General features: G+C 62.1%; 19 protein-coding genes and 1 pseudogene. 9 read left to right on the top strand and 11 right to left on the bottom strand.

From position 1 onward, the window contains the following. The first annotated feature begins 39 nt into the window (after positions 1 to 39). Entirely contained in the window at positions 40 to 714 is a 675-nt protein-coding gene (locus J3P92_RS18775; protein ID WP_420767466.1) for a DNA-3-methyladenine glycosylase I, read from the top strand. 114 nt (positions 715 to 828) lie between these two features. Here J3P92_RS18775 and J3P92_RS18770 read toward each other — a convergent pair whose 3' ends face one another. Genes J3P92_RS18770 through arsC form a run of 3 tightly spaced genes read right to left on the bottom strand, consistent with a single transcriptional unit; the run spans position 829 to position 2,202 of the window. Beyond that, positions 829 to 1,254: a DUF2069 domain-containing protein gene (locus tag J3P92_RS18770; RefSeq protein WP_434560209.1), complete on the bottom strand. Its 426-nt coding sequence runs from the start codon at positions 1,252 to 1,254 to the stop codon at positions 829 to 831. Next, entirely contained in the window at positions 1,247 to 1,852 is a 606-nt protein-coding gene (wrbA, locus tag J3P92_RS18765) for an NAD(P)H:quinone oxidoreductase (RefSeq protein WP_434560207.1), read from the bottom strand. Before wrbA ends, J3P92_RS18770 begins: the two co-directional genes overlap by 8 nt. After that, entirely contained in the window at positions 1,849 to 2,202 is a 354-nt protein-coding gene (arsC, locus tag J3P92_RS18760; protein WP_434648659.1) for an arsenate reductase (glutaredoxin), read from the bottom strand. Before arsC ends, wrbA begins: the two co-directional genes overlap by 4 nt. Positions 2,203 to 2,306: 104 nt before the next feature. Between arsC and J3P92_RS18755 the strand changes: the two genes are divergently transcribed. After that, entirely contained in the window at positions 2,307 to 2,774 is a 468-nt protein-coding gene (locus tag J3P92_RS18755; RefSeq protein ID WP_434560205.1) for a TlpA family protein disulfide reductase, read from the top strand. Between the two features lie 54 nt (positions 2,775 to 2,828). Here J3P92_RS18755 and J3P92_RS18750 read toward each other — a convergent pair whose 3' ends face one another. From J3P92_RS18750 to J3P92_RS18735, 4 genes and pseudogenes are all read right to left on the bottom strand, one after another. Beyond that, entirely contained in the window at positions 2,829 to 3,233 is a 405-nt protein-coding gene (locus J3P92_RS18750) for an META domain-containing protein (RefSeq protein WP_420767461.1), read from the bottom strand. Beyond that, positions 3,233 to 3,667 (bottom strand): hypothetical protein, encoded by a 435-nt coding sequence (locus J3P92_RS18745; RefSeq protein ID WP_434607300.1) that lies wholly within the window; start codon positions 3,665 to 3,667, stop codon positions 3,233 to 3,235. The genes J3P92_RS18750 and J3P92_RS18745 overlap by 1 nt, the downstream gene beginning before the upstream one ends. Before the next feature lie 186 nt (positions 3,668 to 3,853). Then, positions 3,854 to 3,961, bottom strand: a pseudogene (locus J3P92_RS18740) (2-hydroxyacid dehydrogenase); the annotation flags it as partial. Further along, complete coding sequence (locus J3P92_RS18735; protein ID WP_434560203.1) at positions 3,946 to 6,696, bottom strand: response regulator; 2,751 nt, start codon at positions 6,694 to 6,696, stop codon at positions 3,946 to 3,948. The gene J3P92_RS18735 and the pseudogene J3P92_RS18740, both read right to left, overlap by 16 nt. A 217-nt stretch (positions 6,697 to 6,913) precedes the next feature. Between J3P92_RS18735 and J3P92_RS18730 the strand changes: the two genes are divergently transcribed. The 7 genes from J3P92_RS18730 to J3P92_RS18700 all read left to right on the top strand — a co-directional run bounded on the left by J3P92_RS18730 (position 6,914) and on the right by J3P92_RS18700 (position 15,314). Continuing rightward, complete coding sequence (locus tag J3P92_RS18730; RefSeq protein ID WP_434611645.1) at positions 6,914 to 7,636, top strand: response regulator transcription factor; 723 nt, start codon at positions 6,914 to 6,916, stop codon at positions 7,634 to 7,636. Then, positions 7,623 to 9,044, top strand: a complete 1,422-nt coding sequence (locus J3P92_RS18725; RefSeq protein WP_434648658.1) for a histidine kinase sensor domain-containing protein — start codon at positions 7,623 to 7,625, stop codon at positions 9,042 to 9,044. Before J3P92_RS18730 ends, J3P92_RS18725 begins: the two co-directional genes overlap by 14 nt. 185 nt (positions 9,045 to 9,229) lie before the next feature. Beyond that, positions 9,230 to 10,132, top strand: coding sequence for a cysteine synthase CysM (gene cysM / locus J3P92_RS18720; RefSeq protein ID WP_420767457.1), 903 nt, complete (start codon positions 9,230 to 9,232; stop codon positions 10,130 to 10,132). After that, a complete protein-coding gene (gene rlmD, locus J3P92_RS18715) occupies positions 10,132 to 11,502 on the top strand; it encodes a 23S rRNA (uracil(1939)-C(5))-methyltransferase RlmD (RefSeq protein WP_434648657.1) in 1,371 nt (456 codons plus the stop codon). The genes cysM and rlmD overlap by 1 nt, the downstream gene beginning before the upstream one ends. A 100-nt stretch (positions 11,503 to 11,602) precedes the next feature. Then, a complete protein-coding gene (gene relA / locus J3P92_RS18710; RefSeq protein WP_030142406.1) occupies positions 11,603 to 13,849 on the top strand; it encodes a GTP diphosphokinase in 2,247 nt (748 codons plus the stop codon). Positions 13,850 to 13,914: 65 nt separating this feature from the next. Next, positions 13,915 to 14,748 (top strand): nucleoside triphosphate pyrophosphohydrolase, encoded by an 834-nt coding sequence (mazG, locus tag J3P92_RS18705; protein WP_434648656.1) that lies wholly within the window; start codon positions 13,915 to 13,917, stop codon positions 14,746 to 14,748. A 26-nt stretch (positions 14,749 to 14,774) separates the two neighbouring features. Continuing rightward, positions 14,775 to 15,314, top strand: coding sequence for a DUF2058 domain-containing protein (locus J3P92_RS18700; RefSeq protein ID WP_420767454.1), 540 nt, complete (start codon positions 14,775 to 14,777; stop codon positions 15,312 to 15,314). A 140-nt stretch (positions 15,315 to 15,454) separates the two neighbouring features. Here J3P92_RS18700 and J3P92_RS18695 read toward each other — a convergent pair whose 3' ends face one another. The 4 genes from J3P92_RS18695 to purM all read right to left on the bottom strand — a co-directional run bounded on the left by J3P92_RS18695 (position 15,455) and on the right by purM (position 18,364). Further along, complete coding sequence (locus J3P92_RS18695) at positions 15,455 to 15,649, bottom strand: hypothetical protein (RefSeq protein WP_434648655.1); 195 nt, start codon at positions 15,647 to 15,649, stop codon at positions 15,455 to 15,457. A gap of 284 nt (positions 15,650 to 15,933) precedes the next feature. Next, a complete protein-coding gene (locus tag J3P92_RS18690; protein WP_420767452.1) occupies positions 15,934 to 16,647 on the bottom strand; it encodes a DUF3108 domain-containing protein in 714 nt (237 codons plus the stop codon). An 8-nt stretch (positions 16,648 to 16,655) separates the two neighbouring features. After that, entirely contained in the window at positions 16,656 to 17,306 is a 651-nt protein-coding gene (gene purN / locus J3P92_RS18685) for a phosphoribosylglycinamide formyltransferase (protein WP_434560195.1), read from the bottom strand. Continuing rightward, positions 17,306 to 18,364, bottom strand: coding sequence for a phosphoribosylformylglycinamidine cyclo-ligase (gene purM / locus J3P92_RS18680; protein ID WP_420767450.1), 1,059 nt, complete (start codon positions 18,362 to 18,364; stop codon positions 17,306 to 17,308). Before purM ends, purN begins: the two co-directional genes overlap by 1 nt. Positions 18,365 to 18,589: the final 225 nt, after the last annotated feature.

The following is an 18,589-nucleotide window of genomic DNA, read 5'->3' as shown; positions in this document are numbered from 1 at the left end:
CTTGCGAGCGCCGTTTCTTTTTCAATACCAGGAGAGGGCATGCGCGATTACAAGTGGCTGCACGAGTATTGTCTGAACCGCTTCGGTTCGGCGGCTGAACTGGAAGCCCACCTGCCTGTACCCAAGACCCCGGCGCAACTGCGCAAGATCAGCGACGACCGCTACCTCTCGACCATGGCCCTGCGGGTGTTTCGCGCCGGGCTCAAGCACAGCCTGGTGGACGCCAAGTGGCCGGCGTTTGAAGAGGTGTTCTTCAAATTTGATCCGGAGAAAGTCGTGCTGATGGGCGCCGAGCACCTGGAGCGGCTGATGCAGGACGCGCGGATCATTCGCCACCTGGGCAAGCTCAAGAGCGTACCGCGCAACGCGCAGTTGATCCTGGACGTGGCCCACGAAAAGGGCAGCTTTGGGGCGCTGGTCGCCGACTGGCCTGTGACTGACATCGTGGGCCTGTGGACTTATCTGAAGAAACACGGCCATCAACTGGGCGGCCTGTCGGCACCGCGTTTCCTGCGGATGATGGGCAAGGACACATTCGTGCCCAGTTATGACGTGGTAGCGGCGCTCAACGCCCAGGACATCATCGACAAAGCCCCCACGAGCCTTCGGGATCTTGCGACGGTGCAGGCAGCTTTCAACCAGTGGCACGAAGAGAGTGGCGGGCGGCCGATGTCGCAGATTTCGATGATGCTGGCTTATACCGTGAATCATTGAGACCGGGTTGCGGCCATCGTCGGATCGCCGCCCGGAGCAAGCTCGCTTTCACAGGGGATTTTCAGCGTTTACAAGTCCACTGTGGGAGCGAGCCCTGCTCGCGAAGGCGGCGTATCAGGCGACGGCGATATCGCCTTCGCCAGCCAACCGCCGATTCAACTGAAACCGCCAGCGTACGTACAGCAACGCCGAGCAGAACACCGCCACGCTCGCTGCCATTTCCAGCAAGCCGAACACATGCCGGTTCGGATCGTAGGCGGCCAGGGCGCCCTTGATGAAATACAGATTGACCACGAAACACATCCAGGAATGCCCGCGGGCGCTGCCGCTGAGCATGCCCGGCGCGAGGATCAGCAGGGGTACCAATTCGATCAGCAAAATCACCCACGGGCGCGCGCCGTGCAGGTCGGCGATGAGCAGGTAATACGCGCTGAGCAACCCCACCAAGCCGAAAAAGCACAGCAGGCTGACGGCGCGGGCGATGCGTACGCGTGGCTCCAGCCATTGGATGGGCGGCAGGATTTTCGGCTTCTTAGCCACGGCCGTTCTCCAGCAACAGGGCGGTTTTCGCCAGGCGCAATCCCAAGGCGCGGCACAAGGCAACTTCGTGTTCGTTCAAGCCGCTTTTGCCATCGGCGCCAGCATGGTGGCTCGGCCCGTAGGGCGTACCGCCGCCCTGGGTGTCGATCAAGGCCGACTCGCTGTAGGGCAGGCCGGTGATCAGCATGCCGTGATGCAGCAGTGGCAGCATCATCGACAACAAGGTGGTTTCCTGGCCGCCATGCAGGCTTGCGGTGGAGGTAAACACGCCGGCCGGCTTGCCGACGAGGGCTCCGGTGAGCCAAAGGTTGCTGGTGCCGTCGAGGAAGTATTTCAGCGGCGCGGCCATGTTGCCGAAACGGGTCGGGCTGCCGAGGGCCAGGCCGGCGCAATTTTTCAGGTCATCGAGCGTGGCGTACAGCGGGCCTTGTTCCGGAATGTCCGGCGATACCGCCTCGCACTCGGCGGAGATCGCCGGCACCGTACGCAACCTCGCTTCCAGGCCGGCCTGCTCGACGCCCCGGGCAATCTGCCGGGCCATTTCGTTGGTAGAGCCGCTGCGGCTGTAATACAACACCAGGATGTACGGCGCGCTCACGGCAGGATCTCCAGAATCTTTTCCGGCGGACGGCCGATCACGGCTTTGTCGCCGGCTTCGAGGATCGGCCGTTCCATGAGCTTTGGATGGGCGACGATGGCAGCGATCAGATCGTTCTCGCCCAGGTTCTCGTTGGCCAGGTCCAGCGCCTTGTACTCGTCCTCGCCGGTGCGCAGCAATTGCCGCGCGCTGATGCCAAGCTTGCCCAGCAAGCCCTTGAGCTGCGCGGCGTCGAGCGGGTTTTCCAGATAACGGATGACGGTGGGCGTCAGGCCGCGGGCCTCCAACAGTTCCAGCGCACCGCGGGATTTGGAGCAGCGCGGGTTGTGATAAAGCGTCAGATCAGTCATGAGCAGGTCGCATCTTGCGTAAGGTGGCGGCTATTCTACTGTGCAGCGCGGCGCCTAGCACGTGATGGGCGGCCAGCGTTCACATTTCAGACAAGGATTGGCACATGACAAGGCGATTGGCGGCGGCACTGGCTTTTTTCGGCATTCTATTGCTCGCCGGCTGTGGAAACGATTATGGGGTGGACCAGAACGGCCAGCCAATCGCTTCGAAGCGGTTGGACAAACAATGGGTGGTGCTCAATTACTGGGCCGAATGGTGCGCACCCTGCCGCACTGAAATTCCGGAATTCAACGCGCTCGCCGAGCAGCTCAAGGGTCGAAACGTGGGCGTGTTCGGTGTCAACTTCGATCAGGTACAGGGTGAAGAGCTCAGGAGCGCCAGCGAAAAAATGGGGATTCGCTTCAGCGTATTGGCCCAGGACCCGGCCGAATTCTTCGATATCCCTCGCAGCGAAGGATTGCCGGTGACCTACATCATCGATAACCAGGGCAAGGTGCGTGAGCAATTGCTTGGGGAGCAGACGGCGGCGGCGGTGATGGCGAAGCTGGAGGCGTTGCAGGCGCTGAAATAGCGGGTTCAGTGGCGAGGGAGCAACTCCCTCGCCAGTGCCTGGTCAGGCAAGGCTTCAGCCTTCCTCCAACCACCAGCGCAGCGGCTTGCCCTGGGCGGGCCAGAAACGCATCTGTTCGATGGGGGAAACATCCCAGCGTTCGACTTTCTGTAGCGCCTGCAAGAATCGCGTCTCCTGCTCCATCACTGCCGGGGGGCAGAGTTTGCGGGTGCTGCCGATCTTGCCGAAACTCAGCCGGTCGCCTTCCAGGGTGTAGGGCGCAAACCAATGGTTGCAGCCGGCATTGCCATAGGCCCGGCCATCATCGCCGAGGGTGATGGTCAGGTGGCTGTAGTCCATCAATGGCCGCTCACCGATCCATTCAAGAATATAGCTGCGGTTTTGCTGCAGCTGCACCGGATCGGCGGCGCAACCCATCAGGCCAGCGCCGACCAGCGTGGCCAGGAACAGGCGTTTCATCAAGCGGCTTCCTGGCATTGGGGGCACAGATGCCTCTCGCCGACCGTCTGCCAGCCCAGCTCGGCAATGCGCGCGGTGGCGGCCGGTTTCTGGGCCTTGGTGCCGAGCTTGGCATCGACGGCGAATTCGAAGCTCAGTTCCTTGGTGCAGCGGTCGCAATTGACCTGCCAGGTGTGGATCGCCAGTTCGCCGAATACCGGGCCGGTAGTCATGGCGGTCCACTGGCCCATTGGCTTGAGCAGATGGCGAACGGTGTCCACGGTCAGGCGCATGGACAGGTCCTTGCTGCCCTTGAGGGTCACGAGCAATACGTCGTTGGCCTGGATCGAACCGCCATTGCCAGTGACCTGGTAACGGCCTGGCGCCAGGGCGCGGACCTCGGTCAAGGTGTGCTGCGGGTTCATCAGGGTGTAGCGAAAATCGTGTTCGGCCATGGGTCCTCCAAATAGGCGCGACATGCTAGCACGGGGCATGGCTGGGGCATGGACTCGATGAAAGGTTGGCCGACGAAACTCCATTCACTGTGGGAGCCAGCTTGCTCGCGATAGCGGTGTGTCAGTCACTTCAAAGCTGGCTGATCCATTGCTATCGCGAGCAAGCTCGCTTCAAAGAAAGGCGAGTCAGCTATCTATCAGGTTCTGCGGCGCGCCGGCGGCCCAGGCTGCGATGTTATCCAGTGTGGTCGTGGCGATGGCGGCCAACGCTTCGTGGGTCAGGCACTGATGCGAGCCTCGCTGGCCAGGCGATTGATGGCCAGCTCCAGGTCTTCCAGGGCCGCCGCGGCCTTCGGATCCTTCTGCTTGAGCAGGGTTTCGCTGCGCTGGCAGGCCGCGCGCAGTTGCGGTACGCCGCAGTAGCGCGTGGCACCGTGCAGGCGGTGGACCCGCTCGATCAGGGCATTGTGATCGTTGGCTTCGCTGGCCTGGCGAATCGCTTCCCGGTCGGCTTCGAGGGATGCCAGCAGCATCGCCAGCATATCCGCCGCCAAGTCGGCCTTGCCGGCGGCCAGGCGCAGGCCTTCTTCATGATCGAGCACCAGCAGCTCACCGCTGCGATGGGCGTCCGCGCCCCGGTCCGGCACCTGGTTGCGCAAGGCCAGGCCGGTCCATTTGAGCACGACCTGGGCCAGCTGCCGCTCGCTGATGGGCTTGGTCAGGTAGTCATCCATACCGCTTTGCAGCAGGGCGCGTTTTTCGTTGGCCATGGCGTGGGCAGTGAGGGCAACGATCGGCAGCGGTGTGCAATGCCGCTCACTTTCCCATTGGCGGATCGCCTCGGTGCTCTGGCGACCGTCCATGCCGGGCATCTGCACATCCATCAGGACCAGGTCGAAGGTTTCCTGTTGCACCGCCTCGACCGCGGCGTACCCGCTTTCCACCGCCAGCACCCGGGCGCCCAGGTCCTCGAGCAGGGTTTGCACCAACAGCAGGTTCGCCGGGTTGTCGTCCACGCACAGCACCTTTGGCGCTCGGCTGGCCACCGGTTCATTGGGTTCGTTGCGCGTTGGGCGCGGGTTGACCAGGTCGGAAAGCGACCGCCGCAACTTGCGCGTGCAGGCCGGCTTGGCCTGCAATTGGCTGTGGGGGTTCGGGACGGAGAGGTGGTACAGCGTTTGTTCGGTGGTAGGGCACAGCACGAGGACTTTGCAGCCCAGGTGTTCCAAGTCCCAGATGTGCTGGTTCAAGCGCTCGGGTGGCATGTCGTTGCTGGTGATGCCGAGCACCGCCAGGTCGATGGCCTGTTCGGTCTGGTGAGCAACCGTGACCCCGTTGGTCAGGTTCTCCAGCGTGTTGAACGGCGTGACCTGCAAGCCACAGTCTTCGAGCTGGTGCTGCAAAGCCTGGCGCGCCAACTCGTGATTTTCCAGGACGGCCACCCGCCGGCCCAGCAACGGCGGGCCGGGGAGATCCTCGGCGTCGTCGCGGGTCTTGGGCAGGCGCAGGCTGATCCAGAACTCCGAGCCTTCGCCTGGCGTGCTGTCCACGCCGATCTCGCCGCCCATCTGTTCCACCAGCCGCTTGGAAATCACCAGGCCCAGCCCGGTGCCGCCGGGTTGCCGGGACAAGGAGTTGTCGGCCTGGCTGAACGCCTGGAACAACGCGCGAACGTCCTGGCTGGACAGGCCGATACCGGTGTCCTGGATGCTGATGCGCAGCTGCACGCTGTCTTCGTGCTCGTCTTCGAGCATCGCGCGGGCGACGATGGTGCCTTCCCGGGTGAACTTGATGGCATTGCTCACCAGGTTGGTGAGGATCTGCTTGAGACGCAGCGGGTCGCCCACCAGCGACAGCGGCGTGTCCCGGTAGACCAGGCTCACCAATTCCAATTGCTTGGCATGGGCGGCGGGGGCGAGGATGGTCAGGGTGTCCTGCAACAGGTCCCGCAAGTTGAACGGGATGCTGTCGAGCACCAGCTTGCCGGCCTCGATCTTCGAGAAGTCGAGGATTTCGTTGATGATGCCCAGCAGGCTGTCGGCGGATTTTTCGATGGTGCCCAGGTAGTCGAGCTGGCGCGGGGTCAGTTCGCTTTTTTGCAATAGATGGGTGAAACCCAGGATGCCGTTGAGCGGCGTGCGGATCTCATGGCTCATGTTCGCCAGGAACTCGGATTTGATCCGGCTCGCTTCCAGGGCTTCCTTGCGGGCCAGGTCCAGCTCGATGTTCTGGATCTCGATGGTTTCCAGGTTCTGGCGCACGTCTTCGGTGGCCTGGTCGATGCTGTGTTGCAATTCCTCCTGGGCGTTCTGCAAGGTCCCGGCCATGCGATTGATGCCCGACGCCAATTCATCCAGCTCTTGACTGCCCAGCGGTGGCAGGCGGGTTTCCAGGTGCCCATCCTTGAGCTGCGCCACGGCCTGCTTGATCTGGCTCAGCGGACGGTTGATGGTGCGGCCCATGCGCAAGGCCAATAGCCCGGTGCATCCCAGCCCGGCGGCGATCAGGAGCAGGCTGGCGAACAGGCTGCGGTAACCGCGCAGCAACATGCCGCTGTGGGACAACTCCAGCTCGACCCAGCCCAGCAGGCGGTCGGCCTCTTCGGGGATCAGTTCGCCGGCCAGGTTGCGGTGCTTGCCGAACACCGGCAGCAGGTAGCGGGTGGCGTCGTTGCCGGTGCGTTGCAGCAGTTGACTGCTGTTGCCTTCCGGTGCCCGGTTGAGCATGGTCGGGCCGGCGTGGGCCAGCGGAGCGCGGTCGGGGGCCAGGAAGGTCACGGCCCGGACATCGGCTTGCTCGAGGGACTGGGTGGCGATGCGCTCCAGCAGTTCGGTGTCTTGGCGGCTAAGGGCGGGGGCGACCAGCGGCGCCAGCTGTTCGGCGATCATTTCGCCCCTTTGCAGCAGTTGGGCGTGCAGGTCCGATTGCTGCATCCAGGTGAAATAGCCGCCCAGAACCAGCGCCATCAGGCTGGTTGGCAACAGGGTCAGCAACAGCACGCGGCCTTTGATTCCCAGTTTCTTGAGCACACCTTGTCTCCTGCATCCAGCGGTCTGATTGAGCTTTGCGCGCATCCGGCACGCAACACCTGCGCAGTGTAGCGATTTGCAGGCGAGCCTTCTCCGTAAAATTCATGTCGCCGTGCATCCGCGTCGCTGCCAGGATTGAGCGGGGCGATACGCGGCGGTTGCCTGTAGGGAAGCGATCTTGAATAATTGCTCAACTGAGAATTATTTGCAGAAACTGATGAGCCCCCACGCCACCGTGCCGCCCCGTATCCTTTCCATAGAAGACGACCCCGTACTGGGTGCTTATGTTCATGAGCATCTGGGCCGCAGCGGGTTCGACGTCACTTGGTGCCAGAACGGCCAGGAAGGCCTGGAAATCGCCTGCCGGCAGGCTTTTGACGTCGTGTTGATGGACATCCTGCTGCCCGGCCTGGACGGTCTCGCGGTGTTGACGCATTTGCGCAAGCGCCAGGCGACGCCGGTGTTGCTGATGTCCGCGCTGGGCGCCGAAGCGGATCGCATCAGTGGCTTTCGCCTTGGTGCTGACGACTACTTGCCCAAGCCCTTCAGCATGGTGGAGCTACGGGTGCGCATCGAGGCCATCCTGCGGCGAGTCGCGCTGGACCGACGTCCGGCCCAGGTGGCGATCCTGCGCCAGAGCCAGGATCTGGGTTTCGACGAAGAGCGCAGCGATGTGCAGGTCCAGGGACAATGGGCGGGGTTGACGCGCAGCGAATATCGCTTGCTGGACGTGCTGCACCGCAGCGGCGAAGAAGTGTTGAGCAAGGCCTTCCTGTACCAGCACGTGTTACAGCGCGGTTACGCCCCCCACGATCGCAGCCTGGACATGCATGTCAGCCAGATACGCCGCAAGCTCAAGGCCATCGGCTATACCCAGCGCGAATTGCGCACGGTGTGGGGCAAAGGCTATGTCTTGAGTGTTGTCGATGAAATGGTCTGACCTGCCCGGCAGGCACTCGCTGTTCTGGAAGCTGGCATGCCTGCTGGTAGCGTTCTGCTTGCTGATGATCTGGCTGAGCTGGTCCTGGGGGCGCTACATGGAAGTGCGCAATCAGTTCCTGTCGGACGAAGCCCGCGGCACCCTCACGCGATACGCCGCCGAAGCTGAGCAGGCGTGGCTGACCGATGGAAGCATGGGCGTTGATCGATGGGTCTACGCTATGCAATATCGTGAAGCGAGCTGGGTAGGGGTGATTGGCGGTGACTTGCAGTCACTGAGCGAACACCCGCTCACGGACAGGGAAATCGAGCGCCTCACCTTTCTGCGCGGCCTCGATTGGCCCATCCACAAAAAGGGACGGCCGTGGTTGCGGGTGCCTTTCCCAGAGAATCCGTCCATCGGCAGCTTGGTGATCGAACTGCCCGAGCGTTTCCTGCCGGGACGTTATCGAGTGTTCTGGCGCGTGATCACCAACGGTGTCATTCCTGGGCTGTTTACCCTGCTGCTGTGTGTCGGGCTGTATCGCTTGCTGGTGGTGCCGCTCAATCAGCTGCGCGAACAGGCCAATGCCTGGCGCGCCGATCAGTTGAACGTGCGCCTGCCTGCCCGTACCACCGATCGAGCCGACGAACTGGGCGAACTGGGCCGCGCTTTCGATCAAATGTCCGAACGCCTGCAATCCACCGTCGCCCTGCAACAGCAACTGCTGCGAGACCTGTCCCATGAATTGCGCACGCCCTTGAGTCGCTTGCAGGTGGCGGGCGACAGTGAGCAGGACCTGATTCGCCTGCGCGAGCGCGTCGCCCGGGAAGTCGACTGCATGCAGGGGCTGGTCGAAGACACCTTGCAACTGGCCTGGCTCGATACCGACCGGGCGCCGTTGCCCGCCGAGGCGATCCAGGTCCAGGCGCTGTGGGAAATGCTCACCGAAAACGCCTGCTACGAAACCGGCTGGCCGGCGAGCCAGTTGCAATGCGCCGTCGACGCCAGCTGCTGGGTGCAAGGCAACCTCAATACTTTGGCTCAGGCCTTGGAAAACATCCTGCGTAACGCTATTCGCCATTCACCGCCCGGCGGCATTGTGCGCCTGGATGGTCGGCGTGAGGATGGGTTCTGGTTGCTGTGGCTGGAAGATGAAGGCGGCGGCGTGGCCGAGCAGGATCTCAACCGCATCTTTGATCCGTTCATCCGCCTGGATGGCTCCCGGCCAGGGAACGGCGGGTTTGGATTGGGGTTGAGCATCGCTCGCAACGCGGTGGAGCGCCAAGGCGGGCGGGTGTGGGCGCACAATGGCGTGAGAGGGTTGCGCTTGAATCTGCGGCTGCTGGCCGTTGAGCCGCACACCGCCGACGTGCCGAGAGAGCTTGTTCCCGCTGGGGCGCGAAGTGGCCCCTTACAAACGGCCTGAAATACCGCGAAGTCCCGATTGGGGCGGCTTTGCCACTCAGCGGGAGCAAGCTCCCTCGCCACGGGACTGCACCGATTCCTAAAGGCTTATTCCCTTAAGCCATAACCCCCTCACTTTGCGTGATATGGCCTCGCCCGGTTTGCCGGTATGATAGGCGCCCCCGCAGTCCGGATTGCGAATACGCCATGACTTTGCAGTACCCAACCATCGCCGATTGCGTCGGCAACACTCCGCTGGTTCGCCTGCAGCGCCTGCCTGGCGCGACCAGCAATACGCTTTTGCTCAAGCTCGAAGGGAATAACCCGGCGGGTTCGGTCAAGGACCGACCGGCGCTGTCGATGATCACCCGCGGCGAATTGCGGGGCCAGATCCAGCCCGGCGATACGCTGATCGAGGCGACGTCCGGCAATACCGGCATCGCCCTGGCGATGGCGGCGGCGATCAAGGGCTACAAGATGATCCTGATCATGCCCGACAATTCCAGCGCCGAGCGTAAGGCCGCGATGACAGCCTATGGCGCCGAATTGATCCTGGTAACCCAGGAAGAAGGCATGGAGGGCGCCCGGGACTTGGCCGAACGCATGCAGGCCGAGGGGCGTGGCAAAGTGTTGGATCAGTTCGCCAACGGCGACAATCCAGAAGCCCACTACACCACCACCGGCCCTGAGATCTGGCGCCAGACCGACGGCACGATCACCCATTTCGTCAGCTCGATGGGCACCACCGGCACCATCATGGGCACGTCGCGCTATTTGAAAGAACAGAACCCGAACGTACAGATCGTTGGCCTGCAACCAATGGAAGGCTCGGCCATCCCCGGCATCCGCCGCTGGCCCGAAGAGTATCTGCCGAAGATCTACCAGGCCGACCGCGTGGACCGCATCATCGACATGGCCCAGAGCGAAGCCGAGGACGTGACCCGGCGCCTGGCGCGGGAAGAAGGCATCTTCTGCGGCGTGTCTTCGGGCGGTGCCGTGGCGGGCATGCTGCGCCTGTCCCGGGAAGTCGAGAATGCGGTGATCGTCGCGATCATCTGCGACCGTGGCGACCGTTACCTGTCGACCGGCATTTTCGACGCGCCCAACTGATGGCCAAGCAAGAAAGAGGCTTGCGCTTCCAGCCCAGCGGCGGAAGCCGGGCCCCGCAAGTGCCCACCGGTAAAAAGCAGCGCTTGACCATCGAACGCCTGGCCAACGATGGCCGGGGCATTGCGTTTGTCGACGGGCGCACCTGGTTTGTCATCGGCGCCCTGGCCGGTGAAGAAGTCGAGGCGCGGGTGCTCGGTGCCCACGGCAAGGTGGTCGAGGCCCGCACTGAACGGGTGTTTTCGCCCAGCGAGCTGCGTCGTGCCGCGCCGTGTGTCCATGCCGGTCGCTGCGGTGGATGCAGCGTGCAGCATCTGCCCCACAACGAACAACTCGCCCTTAAACAGCGCATGCTCGCCGAGCAGCTGTCACGGGTGGCGGGCGTTGAGCCGCAAGAATGGGCCGAGCCCTTGAGCGGGCCGGAGTTTGGCTACCGGCGTCGAGCCCGGGTGGCAGTGCGTTGGGATCAGAAAGCGAAGAAGCTCGAAGTGGGTTTGCGTGCCGTCGGCAGCCAGGACATTGTCGCCATCGACCAATGTCCGGTGCTGGTACAGCCCTTGCAACCGATCATGAGCCGCTTGCCCCAGATGCTTCGTCGCCTGGGCAAGCCCCAGGCGCTGGGCCATGTGGAATTGTTCGCCGGCTCGTCCCTCGCGCTGCTGTTGCGGCATATGGCGCCACTGTCGGAAGCCGACCTGACGATCCTCAAGGATTTTTGTGCGTTCCACGAAGCACAACTGTGGCTGCATGGCGAAGGCGAGCCGCAACCGGTCGATCCGGGACGCTCCCTGGGCTATCGCCTGGAAACCTGGGACCTGGACCTGGCTTACCGGCCAGGGGATTTCATCCAGGTAAACGCCGCCGTCAACGAAGCGATGGTCGTCCAGGCCTTGCAATGGCTAGCGCCTCGCTCCGAAGAGCGGGTGCTGGACCTGTTCTGCGGCCTGGGCAACTTTGCCTTGCCACTGGCCAAAAGCGTGCGCGAGATGGTGGCGGTGGAAGGCGTGCAAACCATGGTCGACCGTGCCGCGGCCAACGCCGTCAGCAACAATTTGCATAACACTGCTTTTTTTCAGGCCGATTTATCCCAGCCGTTGGCGGGTGCCGAATGGATCGGCGAAGGCTTTTCTGCGGTACTCTTGGACCCACCCCGTGACGGTGCTTTCGAGGTGGTGCGCAAGCTGGCATCCCTGGGTGCCAGACGGTTGGTTTATGTATCGTGCAACCCGGCAACTTTGGCGCGGGACACGGTCGAATTGATCAAGCAGGGCTACCGGTTAAAACGTGCCGGGATTCTCGATATGTTTCCTCAGACGGCGCATGTCGAGGCCATGGCGTTATTTGAAGCGAGCCAGGATGGCTTGTCCGACTGACCCGTTCGTGCACTCCGCCACGGCCCTGGGCGGAAACACGGGCAACGAAGGTCAGCGATGTTGACGCATTGAATCTGCGTCGTAGGGAAGGTAAGTAAAGATGGTACAGGTGAGAGCACACCAGCCGATCAACACTGACGGCAGTATCAATCTCGAGGCTTGGCTCGATCACGCGGTCAGTATCGACACGGCACTGGATCGCGAAGCCTTGAAGGCCGCTTGCGAGTTCGCTCGAGAGGCGGAGCAGCAACACAATGCGGCGAAGAACCTGTGGTCCGAAGGCACCTCGAGTTTCCAGACGGGCCTGGAGATCGCCGAGATCCTCGCCGACCTCAAGCTGGACCAGGATTCGCTGGTCGCCGCGGTGCTGTACCGCGGCGTGCGCGAAGGGCAGATCCAACTGCCGGTCGTCAGCCAGCGCTTCGGCACCGTGGTCGCCAAGCTGATCGACGGTGTGCTGCGCATGGCGGCAATCAGCGCCAGCCTCAGCCCGCGGCAGTCCATGGTGCTGGGCACCCAGGGCCAGGTGGAAAACCTGCGCAAGATGCTCGTTGCCATGGTCGACGACGTGCGTGTCGCGCTGATCAAGCTCGCCGAGCGCACCTGCGCGATCCGCGCCGTGAAATCCGCCGACGACGAGAAGCGCAATCGCGTTGCCCGGGAAGTATTCGACATCTACGCGCCGCTGGCTCATCGACTGGGTATCGGTCACATCAAGTGGGAGCTGGAGGATTTGTCCTTCCGCTACCTGGAGCCCGACCAGTACAAGCAGATCGCCAAGTTGCTGCACGAGCGACGCCTGGATCGCGAACGCTTCATCACCGACGTCATGACCCAGTTGCGCGAAGAGCTGCAGGCCACCGGCGTGGAAGCCGATATCAGCGGCCGGGCCAAGCATATCTATTCCATCTGGCGAAAAATGCAGCGCAAGGGCCTGGAATTCAGCCAGATCTACGACGTTCGCGCCGTTCGCGTGCTGGTCCCTGAAATGCGTGACTGCTACACCGCGCTGGGTATCGTCCACACGTTGTGGCGGCACATTCCGAAGGAATTCGACGACTACATCGCCAACCCCAAGGAAAACGGCTACCGCTCGTTGCACACCGCCGTGATCGGCCCGGAGGGCAAGGTGCTGGAAGTGCAGATCCGCACCCACGCCATGCACGAGGAAGCAGAGCTGGGGGTCTGTGCCCACTGGAAATACAAGGGTACCGACGTCAAGTCCGGCTCCAACCATTACGAAGAAAAAATCTCCTGGCTGCGCCAAGTGCTGGAATGGCACGAGGAACTGGGCGACATCGGCGGCCTCGCCGAGCAATTGCGGGTCGATATCGAACCGGACCGGGTCTACATCTTCACGCCTGACGGCCATGCCATCGACTTGCCCAAAGGCGCGACGCCGCTGGATTTCGCCTACCGGGTGCACACCGAGATCGGCCACAACTGCCGTGGCGCCAAGATCAACGGGCGGATCGTGCCGCTCAACTACAGCCTGCAAACCGGTGAGCAGGTCGAGATCATTACCAGCAAGCACGGCACGCCGAGCCGCGACTGGTTGAACCCGAACCTGGGCTACATCACCACCTCGCGGGCACGGGCGAAAATCGTCCATTGGTTCAAGTTGCAAGCCCGCGACCAGAACGTCGCCGCCGGCAAGACCTTGCTCGAGCGCGAGCTGAGTCGCCTGGGCCTGCCGCAGGTGGACTTCGACAAGCTGGCCGAAAAGGCCAACATGAAGACCGCCGAGGACATGTTCGCCGCCCTTGGTGCCGGCGACCTGCGCCTTGCGCAACTGGTCAACCTGGCCCAGCAGCTGGTGGAGCCGGAGCGGGGCAACGAGCAACTGGAGCTGATTCCGCGCAAGGCCACCGGCTACAAGCCGGGCAAACGCGGCGACATCCAGATCCAGGGCGTGGGCAACCTGATGACCCAGATGGCCGGTTGCTGCCAGCCGCTGCCGGGGGATGCGATCGTCGGCTACATCACCCAGGGTCGCGGCGTGAGTATCCACCGCCAGGACTGTGCGTCAGTGTTGCAATTGGCGGGTCGCGAACCGGAACGGATCATCCAGGTCAGCTGGGGCCCGGTGCCGGTGCTCACTTATCCAGTGGACATCGTCATCCGCGCCTACGACCGTTCCGGCTTGCTGCGTGACGTGTCCCAGGTATTGCTCAACGAACGCATCAACGTGCTCGCGGTGAATACCCGCTCGAACAAGGAAGACAACACCGCGCTGATGTCCCTGACCATCGAGATTCCGGGGTTGGACGCGTTGGGGCGGTTGCTGGGGCGGATTTCCCAGTTGCCGAACATCATCGAGACCCGGCGTAATCGGACGCCGGGCTGATCGCTGGTTGTCTTGGTTGATGTGGGAGCTCGCTCCCACATGTTTTTTTGTGACGGGACGGATTGATGTACAGCCTCGAAGACCTGCTCCACCTGATGAACCGGCTGCGGGACCCGCAGTACGGGTGCCCCTGGGACATCAAGCAAACATACGCCACCATCGTTCCCCATACCCTGGAAGAAGCGTATGAAGTGGCTGACGCGATCGAGCGTGGCGATCTTGATCATTTGCAGGGTGAGTTGGGCGACCTGCTGTTCCAAGTGGTGTATTACAGCCAGTTGGCCCGGGAGGAGAACCGTTTCGAATTCGCCGGCGTGGTCGACAGCATCACCCGCAAGCTGATCCGTCGCCATCCCCACGTGTTTCCCACCGGTGAGTTGTATGCGCCCGTGGATATTCCGCGCCTGAGCGAAGAGCAGGTGAAGCAGCGCTGGGAGGAAATCAAGGCACAGGAGCGAGCTGAAAAGACGTCGGCGCCCGAGCAATTGTCGCTGCTCGACGATGTGCCAGCGGCGCTGCCGGCCTTGTCCCGTTCGGCAAAGTTGCAGAAGCGTGCCGCACAGGTGGGGTTCGACTGGCCGGGGCCGTTGCCGGTACTGGACAAGGTTCGCGAGGAGCTGGACGAAGTGCTCGAAGCCATGGCGGACAATGATCCGGCTGCCATCAATGACGAGGTGGGTGACCTGTTGTTCAGCGTGGTCAACCTGGCGCGACACCTCAAGGTCGATCCCGAGACTGCCCTGCGTGGCGCCAACGCAAAGTTCGAGCGACGGTTCCGATTTATCGAACAGGCATTGCGCGACACCCGTCGTCCCATGGAAAATTGCACCCTCGAAGAGTTGGACGCCTTGTGGGGCGAAGCCAAACGTCAGGAAAAGAATTTGCCCAGCTGTGGCTGAGGCCGTTGCCTAAGTGAGTAAGCACCATGAGCCTTTCCCTTCGCGACCAGTTGCTCAAAGCAGGGCTGGTCAACCAAAAGCAGGCCAAGCAGGTCGGCAAAGAGAAACAGAAACAGCAGCGCCTGGCCCACAAAGGCCAGGTCGAACTGGATGATTCCCAGCAGCGGGCGGCTCAGGAAGCCATGGCCGAAAAGGTCAAGCGCGACCAGGAGCTCAACCGTCAGCAGCAGGAAAAGGCCGAGCAGAAAGCCCGTGCGGCGCAGATCAAGCAATTGATTGAAGTCTCGCGCCTGCCAAAGCTGACCACTGACGACTACTACAACTTTGTCGATGACAAGAAGGTCAAGCGCATCTCGGTCAACGCGCTGATGCGCAACAAGCTGAGCAGCGGCTCCCTGGCGATCGTCCACCACGCCGGCGGCTATGAAGTGATCCCGCGTGAAGCGGCGCTTAAAATCCAGGAGCGCGATCCCAAGCGCATCGTCCAGCTCAACACCCAGACTGAAGAAGTCGATGCCGATGATCCGTACGCGGCTTATCAGATTCCTGATGATTTGATGTGGTAAGCGGGACGCGATTCCATTGAGCTGAAACACAAAACCTGTGGGAGCGAGCTTGCTCGCGATAGCGGTATATCAGTGACAGAGACATTGACTGATACAACGCTATCGCGAGCGAGCTCGCTCCCACAGGTGTTTTGTGTGGTTCAGGATTGCACGGTCTCACGCAAGCGCTGCAGTTCCTCTCGCTCCAGCTCGGCCTTATAGCTGCGGGCATCTGTTTCGGAGTGGAACATCCCCACCAGCAAATCCTGTTGATGCACATCCCAGATCCGGATGCCGGCGGCAATGCCTTCGTGGGACATGTGGGCGTCGTCGCGTTCAGTTACTTTCACAGTCATCTTGCAAGCTCCAATCTCTGTTATCTGCAGCAAGGCGTGTGCAGGGTTTTGTTATAGATTTTGATAGCGTGCTAGGTAAATCCCTCGGTTCGTTAAGAAGTTTTCATGGAAAGTCCAACGATCCTGGAGGCCAGGCGGTGCGCGGCATTCGGTCGCAGGTGGTTTTTCATGAAGAAGTTTTCATGTCGTCAAGCAGGCTCGCTCCCACAGGGGTAGGTGGTGGGCTTGGAATAGCGAACAAAAAAAAGCCCCGCGTATGCGGGGCTTCGTGTTGTTGATGTGGATCAGCTGCCTTTAACAGCCTTGCCGTTGACCGTGCCGTCCTGGAGCATGATGTTGTACTCCTTGCCGTCAGTCTCGACCTGTTGCAGGCGTACCAGCAGGTAGTCCCAGTCCTTGGCGAACCAAAGCACGGTGATGCGCTTGCTCTGTGTCGGGTCGCGCACGCGCTCGACCTTGATCGCGTCGATCTGGCCGGCCTTGGTGTCGACTTTCTCCGAGCCCAGCACGCGGAAGTCATAGGTATCGACTTCGCCATCATCAACGACCTGGTAGCTCATGCTTTTCTTGCCGGCCGCGACGTCATGCTGAAGGGCGAGCTGATAAGTGGATTTGTCGACCATGCCCCGGTTCAGCGGGATCTTGACCGCGTCACCGCGATCGGTGCCGGTGACCATCTTGGTGTTCCAGTCGAAGTCCAGATCAGCCTTCTTTGCCTTGCCCAGACCACCGCGCTCGAAGTGGTAGGACTGTGGCAGGAGAGTGTCCTTGTCCAGGGTCAGGGTGCTTTCTTCGGTCAGGCTGGCGATCATCATCGAAGCCTTGAAGCTCAGCTTCCAGATGCCGTTGGCCTCTTTGGTCAGGCTGCGTTCGGCGGTGCCGCTCATGGGCAACTGCTTCCAGTCGGCGGTGTAGCTGGCGGAGAACGGTTGAAGGTCTGCCGCTTGTGCCAGGGGCAGGGCAAGCAGAGCGCAAGCGAAGAGCAGGGCGCGACGCATAAAATCTCCTAGTATCGAATCAAATGGCCGCTGGCGGCGAGCAACTGGCCGTCCAGTGAGGCTCCCCGATCGTCGAGGGCCAGCCGGCCTTCGGCAAACCAACGCACGGCCATCGGGTAGATCTGGTGCTCGCGGGCATGGACCCGTTGCGCCAGGCTTTGCGGCGTGTCGTGCAACTCTACCGGTATTACTGCCTGTACGACCAGTGGTCCGCCATCGAGTTCCTCGGTGACGAAGTGCACCGAGCAGCCATGCTCCGTGTCTCCGGCCTCCAGCGCCCGCTGGTGAGTGTGTAACCCTTTGTATTTGGGCAGCAGCGAAGGATGGATATTGAACAGGCGGCCTTGGTAATGACGCACGAAGCCGGCGCTGAGGATGCGCATGAAACCGGCCAATACCACCAGTTGCGGATTGAAGGCGTCGATCTGTTCGATCAACGCGGCATCGAAGGCTTCGCGGCCTTCGTATGCCTTGTGATCCAGGACGCGGGTGTCGATCCCTGCGTCCGTGGCACGTTGCAGGCCGTAGGCATCTGCGCGGTTGGAAATCACCGCGCGAATACGGACCGGGCTGTCGCCGGTCCGCGTGCTGTCGATCAGGGCCTGCAAGTTACTGCCGGTGCCGGACAGCAGCACCACCACGTCACAGGTTGCGGACATCAGTGTGCCTTAAGGTTTTGCAGCTCGACTTGCGCAGCGCCTTCGGCCGCGGTGGCGATCTGGCCGATGACCCAAGGCTGTTCGCCTGCGTCACGCAGCACGTTCAGGGCAGTCTCGACGTGCTCCTGGGCCACGCAGATGACCATGCCCACGCCGCAGTTCAACACGCGGTGCATTTCGGTTTCGTCGACGTTGCCTTTTTCCTGCAGCCAGTCGAATACGGCCGGGCGGGTCCAGCTCGCCACGTCGACCACGGCCTGGGCGCCTTTTGGCAGCACGCGCGGGATGTTGTCCAACAGGCCACCACCGGTGATGTGGGCCATGGCCTTGACGGCGCCGGTGTCCTTGATCAGCTTGAGCAGCGGCTTGACGTAGATGCGGGTGGGGGCCATCAGCAGGTCGGCCAGCGGCTTGCCGTCGAGCTGGGTGTTCTCGATGTCCGCGCCCGAGACTTCGATGATCTTGCGGATCAGCGAGTAGCCGTTGGAGTGCGGGCCGGAAGAAGGCAAGGCAAGCAGGGCATCGCCGGCGGCAACTTTCGAGCCGTCGATGATTTCGGCTTTTTCCACGACGCCTACGCAGAAACCGGCCAGGTCGTAGTCTTCGCCTTCATACATGCCAGGCATTTCAGCGGTTTCGCCGCCCACCAGGGAGCAGCCGGACAGCTCACAGCCGGCGCCGATGCCGGTCACGACCTGGGCAGCGGTGTCGACGTTCAGTTTGCCGGTGGCGTAGTAGTCGAGGAAAAACAGCGGCTCGGCGCCGCAGACCACCAGGTCGTTCACGCACATGGCCACCAGGTCGATGCCGATGCTGTCGTGCTTGTTCAGGTTCAGGGCCAGGCGCAACTTGGTGCCGACGCCGTCGGTGCCCGAGACCAGTACCGGTTGCTTGTAGCCGGCCGGGATCTCGCAGAGGGCGCCGAAACCGCCCAGGCCGCCCATGACTTCCGGGCGCGCAGTGCGCTTGGCGACGCTCTTGATGCGTTCGACCAATGCTTCACCGGCGTCGATGTCCACACCGGCGTCCTTGTAGCTCAGGGAAGGTTGCTTGCTCATGATCCAGGCCTTTAAAGGGGGGAATTCTGGGTAACGACCGATCGCCGGGGCCCTTGGATAACCGATGTACGATTATTCCGGATGCCCAGCCATTGCCGGTCTGCGAAGGCGCGCGATTTTATCAGGCTTGTGGGGCAGCGGCCATCCTCGCGCCGACGGGCAGGGTCATATCCGCCAAAAAAACCGATATTTCTTCTGTTGGTACTGCACGGCGCGTCTGTATAA

Origin of the sequence: Pseudomonas sp. D3-27 (assembly GCF_051132165.1) — a bacterium.
Taxonomy (GTDB): Bacteria; Pseudomonadota; Gammaproteobacteria; order Pseudomonadales; family Pseudomonadaceae; genus Aquipseudomonas.
This window is presented reverse-complemented; position numbering and strand designations above follow the sequence as displayed.

Coding starts and splice junctions, on each gene's coding strand:
- J3P92_RS18775 (WP_420767466.1), top strand. CDS start 40: ATGCGCGATTACAAGTGGCTGCACGAGTATTGTCTGAACCGCTTCGGT.
- arsC (WP_434648659.1), bottom strand. CDS start 2,202: ATGACTGATCTGACGCTTTATCACAACCCGCGCTGCTCCAAATCCCGC.
- J3P92_RS18755 (WP_434560205.1), top strand. CDS start 2,307: ATGACAAGGCGATTGGCGGCGGCACTGGCTTTTTTCGGCATTCTATTG.
- J3P92_RS18750 (WP_420767461.1), bottom strand. CDS start 3,233: ATGAAACGCCTGTTCCTGGCCACGCTGGTCGGCGCTGGCCTGATGGGT.
- J3P92_RS18745 (WP_434607300.1), bottom strand. CDS start 3,667: ATGGCCGAACACGATTTTCGCTACACCCTGATGAACCCGCAGCACACC.
- J3P92_RS18730 (WP_434611645.1), top strand. CDS start 6,914: ATGAGCCCCCACGCCACCGTGCCGCCCCGTATCCTTTCCATAGAAGAC.
- J3P92_RS18725 (WP_434648658.1), top strand. CDS start 7,623: ATGAAATGGTCTGACCTGCCCGGCAGGCACTCGCTGTTCTGGAAGCTG.
- cysM (WP_420767457.1), top strand. CDS start 9,230: ATGACTTTGCAGTACCCAACCATCGCCGATTGCGTCGGCAACACTCCG.
- rlmD (WP_434648657.1), top strand. CDS start 10,132: ATGGCCAAGCAAGAAAGAGGCTTGCGCTTCCAGCCCAGCGGCGGAAGC.
- relA (WP_030142406.1), top strand. CDS start 11,603: ATGGTACAGGTGAGAGCACACCAGCCGATCAACACTGACGGCAGTATC.
- mazG (WP_434648656.1), top strand. CDS start 13,915: ATGTACAGCCTCGAAGACCTGCTCCACCTGATGAACCGGCTGCGGGAC.
- J3P92_RS18700 (WP_420767454.1), top strand. CDS start 14,775: ATGAGCCTTTCCCTTCGCGACCAGTTGCTCAAAGCAGGGCTGGTCAAC.
- J3P92_RS18695 (WP_434648655.1), bottom strand. CDS start 15,649: ATGACTGTGAAAGTAACTGAACGCGACGACGCCCACATGTCCCACGAA.
- J3P92_RS18690 (WP_420767452.1), bottom strand. CDS start 16,647: ATGCGTCGCGCCCTGCTCTTCGCTTGCGCTCTGCTTGCCCTGCCCCTG.
- purN (WP_434560195.1), bottom strand. CDS start 17,306: ATGTCCGCAACCTGTGACGTGGTGGTGCTGCTGTCCGGCACCGGCAGT.
- purM (WP_420767450.1), bottom strand. CDS start 18,364: ATGAGCAAGCAACCTTCCCTGAGCTACAAGGACGCCGGTGTGGACATC.